The following is a 14017-nucleotide window of genomic DNA, read 5'->3' as shown; positions in this document are numbered from 1 at the left end:
GCCGGTACCTATGCTGTGGCCGCTGACTTTGCGACGAGGTTAGCTCGACCCCAATCACGCAAACTGTCCATAACCGGCTCCAGCTGCATCCCCAATTCGGTCAGGGAATATTCGACATGGGGCGGCACCACCTCAAATACTTTTCGGTGAACAATGCCGTCTTCTTCAAGTTCTCGAAGAGTCAATGTCAGCATGCGTTGGGTGATCGAAGGGATAGCACGGCGCAATTCCCCAAACCTAAGGGGCCCATCTATCAGGCTATGGGTTACAATCAATTTCCACTTTCCACCCAAATGAGAAATGGCATAAACAACCGGACATAACTGACTTTTATTCTGCTCGGTTAAACCTTCAGGTATGCCTAATCCGGTTGAGTGATCTAGACCGCACATTTTTTTCTCCAGAAAATTTCAAGGCTCAAGAGCGACTAACGCCCTGTTTTCCTACGCTCACACTATTTTACCAATTGGTTTAGTACCTTCTTTGTACCTACAATACAAAATAGTGCCTTCTTGCGATTTTTATCCCAATAGGCATTTTATTGTCAAGCAAGCCGGTGTGCACTTACGCATCTGAATTGCACGATCCAACAACGAACGAGTTTATCATGTCAAAAATTGCAGTGGTTTATCACTCCGGCTACGGCCACACACAAAAACAAGCAGAAGCAGTGCGCGATGGCGCAGCGGCCAACACAAATGACGAAGTTCATCTGATCCCGGTGGATGATGTTGACGAAAATTGGGATATTTTGGCCGCAGCCGACGCCATAATATTCGGCTCACCAACTTACATGGGCGGCGTGTCGGCCCAATTCAAAACGTTCGCGGACAAATCTTCAAAAGTTTGGTTTGAGCGTGGTTGGCACAACAAACTCGCCGCGGGCTTCACCAACTCTTCCAGCCAAAATGGCGACAAACATTCTACATTGCAGCAATTGTCCGTCCTTGCTGCGCAACACGGCATGTTGTGGGTGCCGCTTGGTTTGGCACCAGGCAACAATTCATCAACCGGTTCTGTTGACGATATCAATCGGCTTGGTAGTTCCCTTGGCGCAATGGCCCAATCCAATGCAGATCAGGGTCCTGAAGACGGCCCATCCAAATCGGACTTAGAGACCGCCAAGCTTCTAGGCAAACATGTTACAGCACTTGCAAATCGGTTTGATCGCGCTCAAGCCGCTTAACAAGCTCAAAAAACAGAAAACCCCGGGATGCCTTTTCAAGCAATCCCGGGGTTTAGTTCCCTCCAAGGAACATTTCGTTTGCCTATTCGCCGCCACCAAGTGAATGGACGTAAACAGCCAATTGTTTAACCGTTGCATCGCCCAAGCGCTCTTTCCAAGCTGGCATCATGCCGTGCTTTGGCTCGGCAATCTGCTGGACAATTTCCTCAGTTGTACCGCCATAGAGCCACAGAGCATCTTTAAGGTTTGGTCCGCCAAGTTCTCTCATGCCTTCACCAGTATCACCATGACAAGCAGCACAGTTTTCTTCGTACAATAGTTTGCCGTCGCTTACTTGAGCGCTGTCATGATCAATCCCCGAAAGGCTTGCCACAAAGTTTGCTGTTGCACGAATTTCTGCGCTTTCTAGAATTTCACCAAACGCTGGCATATCAGAAAGGCGTGTATCGTCATCCGCTTCGTACCGAACACCGTGCGAAATTGTCGCGTAAACGTCCTCAATTGTACCGCCCCAAAGCCAATCATCATCGTTCAAGTTTGGGAAACCCGCAGAACCAGACGCGCCAGCTCCATGGCACTGCGAACAATAGACTTTATAGGCAGATTTGCCGCCCTGAACCGCAAACCGTCGAAGGTCCTCGTCCAGCAACACGTCGCCCACATCCATTGCTTCGATTTTATTCACGAACGCTGATTTAGCTTCCGTCGCGACAGCGACTTCCTTGGCCAACTCGCCACGGCTTGAATAACCAAGCAATCCTGGTGTTGCGCCTTTTATCAAAGGGATCGCTGGAAACAAGATCATATAAACAATTGCCCATGCGATGGTCGCATACCACGTCCAAAGCCACCAACGCGGCAATGGGTTGTTCAGCTCTTTAATGCCGTCCCATTCGTGCCCGGTTGTTTCAACGCCGGAGATATCGTCAATTTCTTTTTTGTCACTCATCGACCTACTCCTCGCTCGCAGGACTGCGATCATCTTTTAGGGGGATTTGCGCGGCTGTCTCAGCATGATCTTTTGCGCCCGGGCGAAACATAAATAGAATCACCAGGATAAAAACCGCCAACATGTAGAGAAGGCCCCAACTATCGGCAAAATGCCGAAATGAATTATAGTCAATCATAATCAGCTCCTATCGATAGTTTGCTTCAGCATTGTATGCGCTCAGATCCACTAGCGTGCCCAGCATTTGCATATATGCAACCAGCGCATCCATTTCGGTCAGCTTGGTGGGGTCGCCATCAAAATCACCCAACACAGCTTTAGGATAACGTGTTTCAACACCTTCCCAATCCGCATCCGGATTAGCCTGTGCGCTCATATCGGCGTAGGCATTGGCCACCATTTCGTCGGTGTAAGGCACACCAACACGCTGGTTGGCGATCAGGTGATCACCAATATTTTCATATCCCAGCTCAGCCTTCGCCAAGAAGCTATATGAAGGCATAATACTTTCCGGCACCACCGATTGCGGGTCCTTCAAGTGCTGAACATGCCATTCGTTGGAATAGCGGTCACCCACTCGTGCGAGGTCAGGACCGGTACGCTTTGACCCCCATTGGAACGGGTGGTCATACATGCTTTCCGCCGCCAATGAGTAGTGACCATAACGCTCTACTTCATCCCGGAAAGGCCGGATCATTTGGCTGTGGCAATTATAACATCCTTCGCGGATGTAAATATTACGTCCCGCCAATTCTAGAGGTGAATAAGGACGCATCCCTTCCACCTTCTCAATTGTGTTTTCCAGGTAGAACAATGGTGCGATTTCAACGATCCCACCAATGGACACCACCACAAGACCACCCACTAATAATAGGGTAGCGTTACGCTCGATCACGCCGTGTTTGTCTAAAATTCCCATTAGATCTCTCCCCTATTCTGCAGGCTGTGCTGATACAGCGTGAGCCACAACGATGGGTTTTTCATTGCGTGTTTTGCCCTTAATGGTCATCCACACATTGTAAGCCATCACCAATCCGCCAACTAGGTACATCGCCCCGCCAATGGCGCGCAGCACATAATATGGTTTCAGTGCAGCAACAGATTCAGCAAACGAATAAACAAGGAAACCTTCCGCGTCATATTCGCGCCACATCAAACCTTGGGTAATGCCAGAAACCCACATCACCGCCGCATAGACAACGATGCCAAGCGTTGCGAGCCAGAAGTGCCAATTGACCATCCTGAGAGAGTAAAGTTGCTTGCGGTGCCACAATTTTGGAACCAAAAAGTAGATCATGCCAAAGCTGATCATGCCCACCCAACCAAGAGCGCCTGAATGCACGTGGCCAATGGTCCAGTCTGTATAGTGAGAGAGACCGTTCACCGCTTTGATGGACATCATTGGCCCTTCAAATGTGGACATGCCGTAGAACGCAACCGCGATCACCATCATGCGGATAATCGGATCGGTCCGCAATTTGTCCCATGCGCCAGATAGGGTCATCAACCCGTTGATCATACCGCCCCATGAAGGCATCCAAAGCATAATGGAAAATACCATACCCAAAGTCTGTGCCCAGTCTGGCAGCGCCGTATAATGAAGGTGGTGAGGACCAGCCCAAATATACATGAAGATCAGTGACCAGAAGTGAATGATGGATAAGCGATAAGAATAGACCGGACGCTCAGCCTGTTTCGGCATGAAATAATACATCATGCCCAAGAAACCCGCAGTAAGGAAAAATCCAACCGCATTATGTCCATACCACCACTGGGTCAGCGCATCTTGCACACCGGCAAATAGCGAATAGCTTTTTGAGCCTAGAAGCGAAACCGGCATAGAGAGATTGTTGACCACATGCAACATCGCAATGGTGAAGATAAAGGCCAAATAGAACCAGTTGGCCACATAAATATGAGGCTCTTTACGCTTGATCAGCGTGCCCATAAACAGGATGAGATAGCCGACCCAAACAATGGTCAACCAAATATCGACATACCATTCAGGTTCTGCATATTCACGACCTTGGGTACTGCCCAACAAATAACCGGTGGCGGCCATAAGGATGAACAATTGATAGCCCCAGAAAACAAACCAAGTAAGACCATCAGATATCAAGCGGGCTTGTGTCGTACGCTGCACCACATAAAGGCTTGATGTAATCAACGCCGTGCCGCCAAAAGCGAACACAACCGCTGAGGTATGTAGAGGTCGCACGCGACCAAAATTGAGATAGGGTTCAATGTTAAGTTCAGGGAATGCCAGCTGCAACGCGGCGACCACCCCAACTAAGAAACCAACACAACCCCAGAACGTGGTCAGGATAACGCCATATTTAATTGGCTCATCCAAGTACCCAGATTTGTCACCGGGACCCTCTCCAGCAACCCCCACACGACGCAACATAATGATCGCGCCAATACCCGTTGTTGCTGCCAAAACCCACGCATGGGTTTGATAAAGTTGATCTTGCCCAAACGCAGCGGCAAAAACGGCCAGTAAGGCCGCTAGCCCCAAGACGATAGTCCAGCCCAAATTTTTCATATAATCCCCGCAATATCTCTCGCAAATAGCCCTAATCGCAAATGGGCCAATTACGCGCACGCCCCTTTTGCACTCAAATTTCAATTTAGTTTTGTTTGGAACAGAACACGTTGATCTAAGTCAAGGTTGCCCAATGTCGCTTGTGGCCAAATGCCTCACGACAAATCTAACGATTGGACGCTTGAATGGAGGACCTCGATTTGGGTTTCAGCCGTCCATTTTGTAGGGAGAGAGAGCCCAAAAATGTCAGACACGAGCACCGATGATTTGTTGGCATTATTGCGCAAAAACCATCATGACAAACACGCCTTGTGCGATCGGCTTGAAGAAATCGCCGATGCGCTGCCGGACAATGTAGATCGTCAGATCTGTGTCGCAACGGCACGCGCTATTGAGCCAATTCTCAAAAAGGCGCACCAATATGAAGAAGAGTTGCTCTATCCAGCGCTGACAAAACACCAAACCGATGCGATTGAACAAACCGCTATTTTTGAACGCTTAAAAATCGAACATCACGAAGATTTATGTTTTGGCGAAGAGGTACGCGACGTGTTGGCATCTTATGGCACGGGTCAACCGGTGCAAACAGCAGATGCGACCGGCTATATGTTACGCGGCTTCTTTGAAAACTTGCGCCGCCATATGGCATTTGAGCAAGAGCTCGCGCGACCATTGCGCAAAAAGTAAAACGGCGCCGAGTTTTCACCCAGCGCCGCTCAAAATTCTGTCATCTTTTGTGCAAGTTAGCCTGTTTTAGCCGCTGCCCGTGACGCCCGTTTGCGATCATGCGGATCAAGCATGATCTTACGGATACGAATGCTCTTTGGCGTGACTTCAACATACTCATCGTCAGCGATATAAGACAAAGCCTGCTCCAAAGACATTTTCTTCGGTGTCGTCAATTTAACCGCTTCGTCCTTGCCAGAAGCACGCATATTGGTGAGCTGCTTGCCTTTCAATACGTTCACTTCCAAATCATTGCCGCGAGAGTGTTCGCCAACAATCATGCCAGTGTAAACATCGACGCCTGGATCGATGATCATCGGTCCACGATCTTCAAGGTTGAACATCGCGAAAGCAACAGACTTGCCTGAACCGTTTGAAATCAGAACGCCCGTGCGACGACCCTGCATTTTGCCACGGTATGGGGCATATTCATGGAAAACACGGTTAAAGATTGCGGTGCCGCGTGTGTCTGAAAGCAATTCAGGTTGATAGCCGATCAAGCCACGTGTCGGTACGTGGAACACAAGCCGTGTACGTCCGCCACCAGATGGCTTCATCTCGATCAGATCGCCTTTGCGCTCTGCAAGTTTTTGCACGACGGGACCTGAGAATTCTTCATCAACATCAATGATGACTTCTTCAATTGGTTCATGACGCTGACCATCAATTTCTTGATAAACCACTTTTGGACGACCAAGGCACAATTCGAAACCTTCACGACGCATTGTTTCGATCAAAACAGACAAAAGCAATTCGCCACGGCCAGCCACTTCATAGCTGTCCCCGTCGCCTTCTTCGCCATCTTTGACTTTAAGCGCCACATTGCCTTCAGCCTCAGCAAACAAGCGGTCACGAATTACCCGTGATTGCACTTTATCGCCTTCTTGGCCGGCCAGCGGTCCATCATTCACGCGGAACGCCATGGACAATGTTGGGGGATCAATAGGCTGCGCTTGCAAGGCTTCGGTAACACCCGGCGCAGCAATCGTATCCGCAACAGTTGCTGTCACCAAACCAGAAATCGCAACGATATCGCCTGCATTTGCTTCTTCGACTGGCTCGCGTTCAAGGCCTTTAAAGCTCAACACCTTAGAGATACGGCCACGCTCGATAATCTTACCGTCGTTTGACAAAGCATGTACGGCATCATTTGGCTTAACTGAACCCGACAAAACACGACCGGTCAAAATTCGACCCAAAAACGGGTTAGATTCGATCGTCGTCGCCAACATACGGAACGGACCTTCTTCAACATGAGGTTCTTCCACATGGTCAAGCACCATGTCCAAAAGCGGTGTCATGCTTTCTTGGGGACCTGTAGGCTCTTCTGCCATCCAACCTTGCTTGGCAGAACCATAAAGCACTTTAAAGTCGAGCTGTTCTTCATTCGCGTCCAAGGACACAAACAAATCGAAAATTTCGTCTAGAACTTCTTCGTGGCGCTCATCAGATTTGTCGATCTTGTTGATCGCAACAATTGGCTTAAGACCAATTTTAAGCGCTTTGCCCAAAACGAACTTAGTTTGTGGCATTGGGCCTTCAGCCGCATCGACCAAAATGATCGCGCCATCCACCATGTTTAGGATCCGCTCAACCTCGCCACCAAAGTCGGCGTGGCCTGGTGTATCAACGATATTGATCTGCGTGTCTTTCCAATCAACCGAAGTCACCTTCGCAAGAATGGTAATCCCACGTTCGCGTTCCAGATCATTGCTATCCATTGCCCGTTCTTCAACCCGTTGGTTGTCACGGAATGAACCAGACTGTTTCAGCAGCACGTCAATTAGCGTTGTTTTGCCATGGTCAACGTGCGCGATGATGGCGATATTGCGCAAAGCCATTGTAAAGTTCCAATCTATAGGGAATTCATCTCTCGCGCACGCTTTAAGGCCGATTGGCCAAAAGGGCAAGTTTTAATTGGAAAATGGGCCCGAAAAGCGCGGCTTTTACTTAATATGGCACTTGCAAACTACAATTGGGTAGTTAAGCTTGCCAAATCCCCGCCTTTTGGACTTCAACAATGCTACGTGACTTTTCCCCCCAAGCGCTAATTATTGGGCTCATTACCGGCTTTGTCGGCTTTTCCAGCTCGTTCGCAATTGTGTTGCAAGGTTTGCTTGCGGTTGGTGCAAGCCCAGAACAGGCTGCCAGCGGGCTTACCGTCATGAGCATCGCCATGGGCGTTTGCGCCATTATCCTCAGCCTGCAACGCAAAATGCCGATTTCTGTGGCGTGGTCCACACCCGGTGCCGCCCTGATGATCAATTCCGATCAGCTAACCGGCGGATTCAGCGCGGCCATCGGCGCATTCCTCTTTTGTGCAGTCCTAATTATCATTTCTGGCGTATTTAGACCATTTGGCCGAGCCGTCGAAAAATTGCCCGTACCCCTGGCCAACGCCATGCTGGCTGGCATTTTGATGCCATTATGTTTTGCCCCCATCAAAGCGATTGGCTTTGATCCAATGCTGGGCCTACCGATTGCCCTCGCGTGGCTTGTGGTCGGTTTCTTCAATAAACTCATGGCCGTTCCAGCGGCCTTACTGGCTTTCATATTGGTGATTGTCTTTGGTGTCGATCTACCCGCAGACACGATGGGCAAACTCGCCAACGCACTCGCTCCTAATATTGTTTTCACAATGCCTATTTTCGATTTCGCCACCATCATTTCACTCGGACTGCCGCTGTTTCTGGTCACAATGGCCTCACAAAACATCCCCGGCATGGCTGTTCTGAAAGCCAATGACTACAACACACCAGCTGGCCCCCTCTTCACTGCAACCGGACTGTTCTCGGCCGTCGCTGCACCATTTGGCAGCCATGCGGTAAACTTGGCAGCAATTACAGCCGCCATGTGCGCCAGCCCTGACGCCCATCCGGACAAAGGCAAGCGCTACTGGGCCGCGATTATCACAGGTGTGGTCTATATAATATTTGGACTATTTGCCGGATTGGCGATCACCTTTATCACGCTTTCGCCCGCCATCTTAGTTGAAGCGGTTGCCGGCCTTGCCCTCATTGGTGCCTTCGCCGCCGCCACATTTGGTGCCCTAAATGCCGAACGCGAACGCCATGCCGCTGCCGTCACCTTTTTGATCACAGCGTCTGGGGTGAGCTTTTTTGGCATATCAGGTGCGTTTTGGGGATTACTGACAGGCATCGCAATTCTGACCGCATCAAAATATTTGCCTAAACCCTAGCTTGAAATGAAAAGGGCCCCGAAGCAATGCTCCGGGGCAAGTTCCCCTTATTCCATCACAGAGCAACAAGGGAGTTCACAATGCATCAAAGATGCGGCGCGATATTGCACATGTGAACCCGCTCTGACAAGAGAACCAAATAGATACCAATCCCTTGGGTTTCCTGTAGTTTTTGCCGTTTTTGACTTCAGAGAATTATAGTGGGCTGCGCGAAAATTCCACGGAGCGGCCATCCGCTGTTTTAATCTCAATTGCCAACGTTGAGCGGCCTTCAAAAATGGGAACCGGCCAATCGCCCTTTAATTGACCAATTGCTGAACCTGATAGCTTGGCGAGCTCTAAACCTTGGGCGGCAACGCCATCTAGCGGATGAAATCCGCCCTGCCACTCAATCAAATAGGGTAATGCGCCATCTGCGGGCAAAGACCCGTCGTCGGTAATGCCGAACTTCCAGGACAATTGTCCACGAGCAACATCAATCGGTGACAGAATATCATATGGTGGCTTACTGACTGCAATTTGAATGTCATCGGTACTAGCAATATAGCCCAACAAATTAATGTCATCATTTGCAAAACGCTCACCTAGCCCAAACCAACGAGGCCGCTTCGGCTTCGCATCTGGATTGACAGCAATCAATTCCAAATAGATCGGATAAGTCGGCGTTTCGATCCGCCACAATCTATTGTGGGTGGCAAACAATTCATGCTCGCCACCACCAAAGGGCTCAACGCCAAACATTTCGCTTAGCGCCTTGGTCCCGCTTGCCAGATCATTCACACCTAGCGCCAAATGATCTAGCTTCATTAGGCCTATACCTTGATCTTTTTGCGCGCTGCAAAAGTTTTCAATCGAAGGGCATTCAACTGAATAAAGCCTTGCGCATCCTGATGATCATAAGTGCCTGAGCCTTCTTCAAACGTCACAAGGTCTTCTGAATAAAGCGAATAAGGCGAAGAACGCGCGATCACCGATGCGCTACCCTTATAAAGTTTCAAGGTCACCTCACCGGTCACCATTTCTTGGCTATTATCAATCAATGCCTGCAGCATTTCACGCTCCGGCGAATACCAGAAACCATTGTAAATTAGCTCCGCATATCGGGGCATAATTTCGTCTTTGAGGTGCGCTGCGCCACGATCTAACGTAATCGATTCAATACCGCGGTGTGCTGACAACAAAATTGTGCCGCCCGGCGTTTCATAAACACCCCGGGACTTCATGCCAACAAATCGGTTCTCGACCAAATCTAGGCGACCAATGCCGTGCTTGCCGCCAAGCTCATTAAGCTTTGTCAGCAATGTTGCCGGGCTCATAGCCTCGCCATTGATGGAAACAGCATCGCCTTTTTCGAACCCAACCGTGATAATCTCAGGCTTATCTGGCGCATCTTCTGGAGAAACCGTACGTTGATAAACATATTCAGGCGCAATATCGGCCGGGTCCTCAAGCACTTTGCCTTCAGACGAAGTGTGCAACAGATTTGCATCAACCGAAAACGGCGCTTCACCTCTTTTGTCTTTTGGGACAGGAATCTGGTTCTGCTCAGCAAATGCAATCAAACTTGTCCGGCTTTGCAAGTCCCATTCACGCCATGGTGCAATCACTTTAATGTTTGGATTTAGCGCATAAGCACTCAATTCAAACCGCACCTGATCATTGCCCTTGCCAGTTGCCCCATGCGAAATCGCATCAGCACCAACCTCTTGCGCGATTTCAACCAACCGCTTGGAAATCAGTGGGCGCGCAATCGACGTCCCCAACAGGTACACACCTTCATACAAAGCGTTCGCGCGGAACATGGGGAATACAAAGTCGCGCACAAATTCTTCGCGAACATCTTCAATATAGATTTCTTTAATGCCCATCAGCTCCGCTTTTTTGCGGGCCGGTTCAAGTTCTTCGCCCTGACCAAGATCGGCGGTGAACGTCACCACTTCACAATCATAGGCGACTTTGAGCCATTTTAGGATGATGGATGTATCAAGCCCGCCAGAATAGGCGAGCACAACTTTGTTGATGTCTTTGCTCATGAAAAACGCTGTTCTTTTCTCGAGTTCGAAGGATTTCGCTTCACCTTATGGCAAACCGCACAATTGGTGCAACGTCATTTCACTAGACAAACGTCCAATCAAAAGATCATATGTGCGAATTCAAGTTCAGTTTTATGCCAACTTTGCACGAAGGATTCTATGGGGAATTCTATTATGTCAGATTTGATTTCAATGTTTATGCCGACTTGGCCAATGCTCGCCGCATTTGGTGTCGCAACCGTTGTTCTAGCGGTAACGCCGGGCCCGGATATGGCGCTATTTCTGTCCCGGTCCCTCAATTATGGCCGCTCGCATGGATTAGCTGCATTGGGCGGTGCATGTACTGGCATTTTGGTGCACACAGCATTGGTTGCGCTTGGCATTTCGGTATTGATCGCGGCGGCACCTATGGCATTTTTGGCGCTAAAGATCGCTGGTGCGCTTTATCTGATTTGGCTCGCAATTTCCGCCTTAAGGGCTGGCAATGACCTTGCCATGACCAGTAGTGCTGGCACCAAATCGCCCAGCCATTTCAAAAGCTACCTAACCGGCATCACCATCAATTTGATCAACCCAAAAGTGGCACTGTTTTTCATTACCTTTTTGCCCCAATTCGTAACCGCCACCGATCCATTTGCCACCCATAAATTGTTCACATTAGGTGTGATTTTTGTGCTCGTTTCTGTGCCCATTACCGCAGGCATGATATTTGCGGCGGATTGGCTGTCTGAAACATTGACGAAGTCCAAATGGATTGGCCGTGCGCTCAACTACAGTTTTGCCGCTGTATTTGCCAGTTTCGCCGCCATCATTCTCACCGCTCAAGCTAGGCACTAATTAAAAAATGAATTATCGTCACGCCTTCCACGCTGGTAATTTCGCCGACGTCATCAAACACATCATTTTGACGCGGATCATTTGCTATTTGCAAAAAAAAGAAAAAGCCTTCCGCGTGCTCGATACCCATGCGGGCATTGGCCTCTATAATCTTGCAGGCAGCGAGGCACAGCGTTCCCCGGAATGGAAGCAGGGCATTCAAGCCCTAATGGATGCAAACCGCTCCAATGAATTAGACGCGCTAATCAAACCCTATTTGGACGTGATTAAAGGCCTCAATAGCTCCGGCACTTTAAAACTATATCCCGGTTCTCCCCTTTTGAGCCGCAAACTTTTGCGCCCTCAAGATCGCCTCACCGCCACCGAATTACACCCCAAAGACGCGATCACCCTCAAATCTCATTTTGAAGGTGACATCCAAGTTAAGGCGATTGAGCTGGACGGCTGGCAAGCGCTTGTCGCCCATATGCCACCAAAGGAAAAACGCGGGCTTATTCTGGTTGATCCACCATTTGAAAAACCGGACGAATATACAAGATTGGGCTCTGGCCTATTCCGTGCCCACAAGCGGTTTAACACTGGCACCTATGCGCTTTGGTACCCGATCAAAGATAAGGCGCAAATCGACGTGTTTGCCGATCAGCTTTATAATACTGGCATAAAAAAAATGCTGCGGATCGAGTTTAACATCAACCAACCGACCAATCCGCCAAGCCTTTATGGTACGGGCATGATCGTTGTTAATCCGCCCTATACGCTAGAAGACGAAATGAACTTGGTCCTTAGCGAGTTGGAACCCATTTTGGCCCCTTCGGGCAAAGGCGGATTTGAAGTAAGCTGGATTTATAACGAAGACTAGATAATTCGCACTACTTCTTCTGTCCTAAATTGTCCTAAATTTGTCTGAAGTCTGCATATATGCATTGATATAAAGGTCTTAAGTTCAATCCTACCAAAATGTAGGAAAGGCCTATTATGTCCAATTCACACCATGCGCTTATCGTTGTTGATGTTCAGGAGAGTTTCCCCCATCGCGACTATTATCAAGAAAAATATGTCCCCGCCTTTATTCAAAATACCCAAAAACTAATCAACGGCGCTGCATCCGCTGGCGTCAAAATTGTGCAAATTTTCCATGTGGAACCCGAAGGCGCGTTTTCAAAAGCCTCTGGCTTAGTCAAAACGCTACACCCGATCTCCATCAAACCCGACACCATTATTGAAAAATTCCGCCATAGTGCATTTGCAGGCACCAGCCTAGACATTTGGCTGAAAGAAAACCGCATCAATGAACTGACCATTTGTGGCATTCGCTCAGAGCAATGTTGTGAGACCACAACCCGTCACGGCTCCGACATTGGTTATAAAATCAACTATGTAACCGACGCGACCCTCACCTTTGATATGATCCACCCAGATGGCAGCACTCTAACCGCTGACCAAATAAAACATCGCACCGAAACGGTTTTGTCCGGCAGGTTTGCGACCATTAGGTCAGTTGACGAGGCCATTGCGAATTTTAGGGGCTAACATGAACAAGCAACCGGCAAAAAACATCATCAAAATCTACTTCATCTTGGGGCCAATTCCCTTGATGCTGGATTTTGCCGGGCCATGCGAAATTTTTCGCCGCGCCAATATCATGCAGGATGAAACCTATTTCGACGTCAGCTTTGTCGGCAATCATCCTGACATTCAAACGTCGATCGGCCTGCCGGTTTCAAACATCAACCCATTGCCTGTCGACGTTGAAGATGATGCCATGGTGATCATCTCTGGCAGCGCGAGCTCCGTGCTTGGCCAACTCGGCCTGCCCGACGACAAAGAAATCAAAGCTGAAAACGAGGCTATCATCAATTGGCTAAAGACCATGATAACGCCCAACCACATGCTGATTACAGTGTGCTCAGGCGCTCTTTTAGCGGCAAAGGCCGGACTATTTGACGGTTATAAATGCACGACCCACCACGATAGTCTTGATGAGTTAAAGTCGATCAGCAACCGCATCAAGATCGAAGATAATTGCCTGTTTACAAAAGACCGTAACCGCTATGCAAGCGCTGGCATCACCTCGGGTGTTGACCTGATGCTTGAGATCGTCGGCGAGAAAATCGGCCTGGCCATCGCCGCGCAAATCGCCAAATTTTTGGTGGTCTATACCCGCCGAAACGGCACTGATCCGCAAATGTCGCCGTGGTTAAAAGGCAGAGATCACCTCCACCCGACAATTCATCGCATTCAGGATATGATTGGGCAAACACCCACAATTGACTGGGACGTCACCCAACTCGCCGATGCAGCCAATATGAGCCCGCGCCATTTCTCACGGCTTTTCAACGCCCAAACGGGATTGTCCGTACCCGACTATATAAACGGCCTCAGGATCGCGATTGCGGAAAACAGCCTTCGTGCCGAAGACAAACATATAGAACGCCTGTCCGACGAGTTGGGCTTCGCCTCATCACGACATTTTAGACGCGCATGGAACCAGCATCATGATCTATCGCCAAAGAAGTGGCAGAATGCGCAACCTTAGCAAAAA

At 49.2% G+C, this 14017-nt stretch carries 15 protein-coding genes; 7 read left to right on the top strand and 8 right to left on the bottom strand.

From position 1 onward, the window contains the following. Window positions 1–8 precede the first annotated feature (8 nt). On the bottom strand, window positions 9–392 hold the full coding sequence (locus AC2D8L_RS12240) for a winged helix-turn-helix transcriptional regulator (RefSeq protein ID WP_484685763.1): 384 nt from the start codon (window positions 390–392) through the stop codon (window positions 9–11). Window positions 393–607: 215 nt separating this feature from the next. On the opposite strand from AC2D8L_RS12240, the gene AC2D8L_RS12235 reads away from it, so the two are divergent. Next, complete coding sequence (locus AC2D8L_RS12235; protein WP_484685762.1) at window positions 608–1186, top strand: flavodoxin family protein; 579 nt, start codon at window positions 608–610, stop codon at window positions 1184–1186. A gap of 82 nt (window positions 1187–1268) precedes the next feature. Here the strand turns inward: AC2D8L_RS12235 and ccoP are convergent, their stop codons facing one another. The 4 genes from ccoP to ccoN are packed head-to-tail and all read right to left on the bottom strand — an operon-like array spanning window position 1269 to window position 4680. Continuing rightward, a complete protein-coding gene (ccoP, locus tag AC2D8L_RS12230) occupies window positions 1269–2135 on the bottom strand; it encodes a cytochrome-c oxidase, cbb3-type subunit III (RefSeq protein ID WP_484685761.1) in 867 nt (288 codons plus the stop codon). Between the two features lie 4 nt (window positions 2136–2139). Next, complete coding sequence (locus AC2D8L_RS12225; protein ID WP_484685760.1) at window positions 2140–2313, bottom strand: cbb3-type cytochrome c oxidase subunit 3; 174 nt, start codon at window positions 2311–2313, stop codon at window positions 2140–2142. Window positions 2314–2322: 9 nt separating this feature from the next. Next, the gene (ccoO, locus tag AC2D8L_RS12220; RefSeq protein ID WP_484685759.1) at window positions 2323–3054 is read right to left on the bottom strand and encodes a cytochrome-c oxidase, cbb3-type subunit II; all 732 of its coding nucleotides are present in this window, start codon (window positions 3052–3054) and stop codon (window positions 2323–2325) included. Window positions 3055–3066: 12 nt separating this feature from the next. Beyond that, window positions 3067–4680 carry a cytochrome-c oxidase, cbb3-type subunit I gene (gene ccoN, locus AC2D8L_RS12215; RefSeq protein ID WP_484685758.1) on the bottom strand — a complete coding sequence of 538 codons (1614 nt, stop codon included), beginning with the start codon at window positions 4678–4680 and terminating at the stop codon, window positions 3067–3069. Window positions 4681–4923: 243 nt separating this feature from the next. Between ccoN and AC2D8L_RS12210 the strand changes: the two genes are divergently transcribed. Continuing rightward, window positions 4924–5367: a hemerythrin domain-containing protein gene (locus tag AC2D8L_RS12210; protein ID WP_484685757.1), complete on the top strand. Its 444-nt coding sequence runs from the start codon at window positions 4924–4926 to the stop codon at window positions 5365–5367. A gap of 56 nt (window positions 5368–5423) precedes the next feature. Here the strand turns inward: AC2D8L_RS12210 and typA are convergent, their stop codons facing one another. Further along, window positions 5424–7247 carry a translational GTPase TypA gene (gene typA / locus AC2D8L_RS12205; RefSeq protein WP_484685756.1) on the bottom strand — a complete coding sequence of 608 codons (1824 nt, stop codon included), beginning with the start codon at window positions 7245–7247 and terminating at the stop codon, window positions 5424–5426. Window positions 7248–7426: 179 nt separating this feature from the next. Between typA and AC2D8L_RS12200 the strand changes: the two genes are divergently transcribed. Continuing rightward, on the top strand, window positions 7427–8605 hold the full coding sequence (locus tag AC2D8L_RS12200; RefSeq protein ID WP_484685755.1) for a benzoate/H(+) symporter BenE family transporter: 1179 nt from the start codon (window positions 7427–7429) through the stop codon (window positions 8603–8605). A gap of 195 nt (window positions 8606–8800) precedes the next feature. Here the strand turns inward: AC2D8L_RS12200 and AC2D8L_RS12195 are convergent, their stop codons facing one another. Together AC2D8L_RS12195 and AC2D8L_RS12190 are read right to left on the bottom strand one after the other, a co-directional pair. Beyond that, window positions 8801–9412, bottom strand: a complete 612-nt coding sequence (locus AC2D8L_RS12195; RefSeq protein WP_484685754.1) for a VOC family protein — start codon at window positions 9410–9412, stop codon at window positions 8801–8803. Between the two features lie 5 nt (window positions 9413–9417). Further along, a complete protein-coding gene (locus tag AC2D8L_RS12190) occupies window positions 9418–10638 on the bottom strand; it encodes an argininosuccinate synthase (protein ID WP_484685753.1) in 1221 nt (406 codons plus the stop codon). A gap of 174 nt (window positions 10639–10812) precedes the next feature. On the opposite strand from AC2D8L_RS12190, the gene AC2D8L_RS12185 reads away from it, so the two are divergent. From AC2D8L_RS12185 to AC2D8L_RS12170, 4 genes are all read left to right on the top strand, one after another. After that, window positions 10813–11475: a LysE family translocator gene (locus AC2D8L_RS12185; protein ID WP_484685752.1), complete on the top strand. Its 663-nt coding sequence runs from the start codon at window positions 10813–10815 to the stop codon at window positions 11473–11475. Window positions 11476–11482: 7 nt separating this feature from the next. After that, the gene (locus AC2D8L_RS12180) at window positions 11483–12334 is read left to right on the top strand and encodes a 23S rRNA (adenine(2030)-N(6))-methyltransferase RlmJ (protein WP_484685751.1); all 852 of its coding nucleotides are present in this window, start codon (window positions 11483–11485) and stop codon (window positions 12332–12334) included. A 116-nt stretch (window positions 12335–12450) separates the two neighbouring features. Beyond that, window positions 12451–13005 carry an isochorismatase family protein gene (locus tag AC2D8L_RS12175; RefSeq protein ID WP_484685750.1) on the top strand — a complete coding sequence of 185 codons (555 nt, stop codon included), beginning with the start codon at window positions 12451–12453 and terminating at the stop codon, window positions 13003–13005. 1 nt (window position 13006) lies between these two features. Continuing rightward, window positions 13007–14011: a GlxA family transcriptional regulator gene (locus AC2D8L_RS12170; protein ID WP_484685749.1), complete on the top strand. Its 1005-nt coding sequence runs from the start codon at window positions 13007–13009 to the stop codon at window positions 14009–14011. Window positions 14012–14017: the final 6 nt, after the last annotated feature.

It is taken from the genome of Maritalea sp. YIW29, assembly GCF_057219265.1.
Note: the sequence above shows the minus strand (reverse complement) of the source record. Positions and strands in the feature narration are given on the sequence as shown.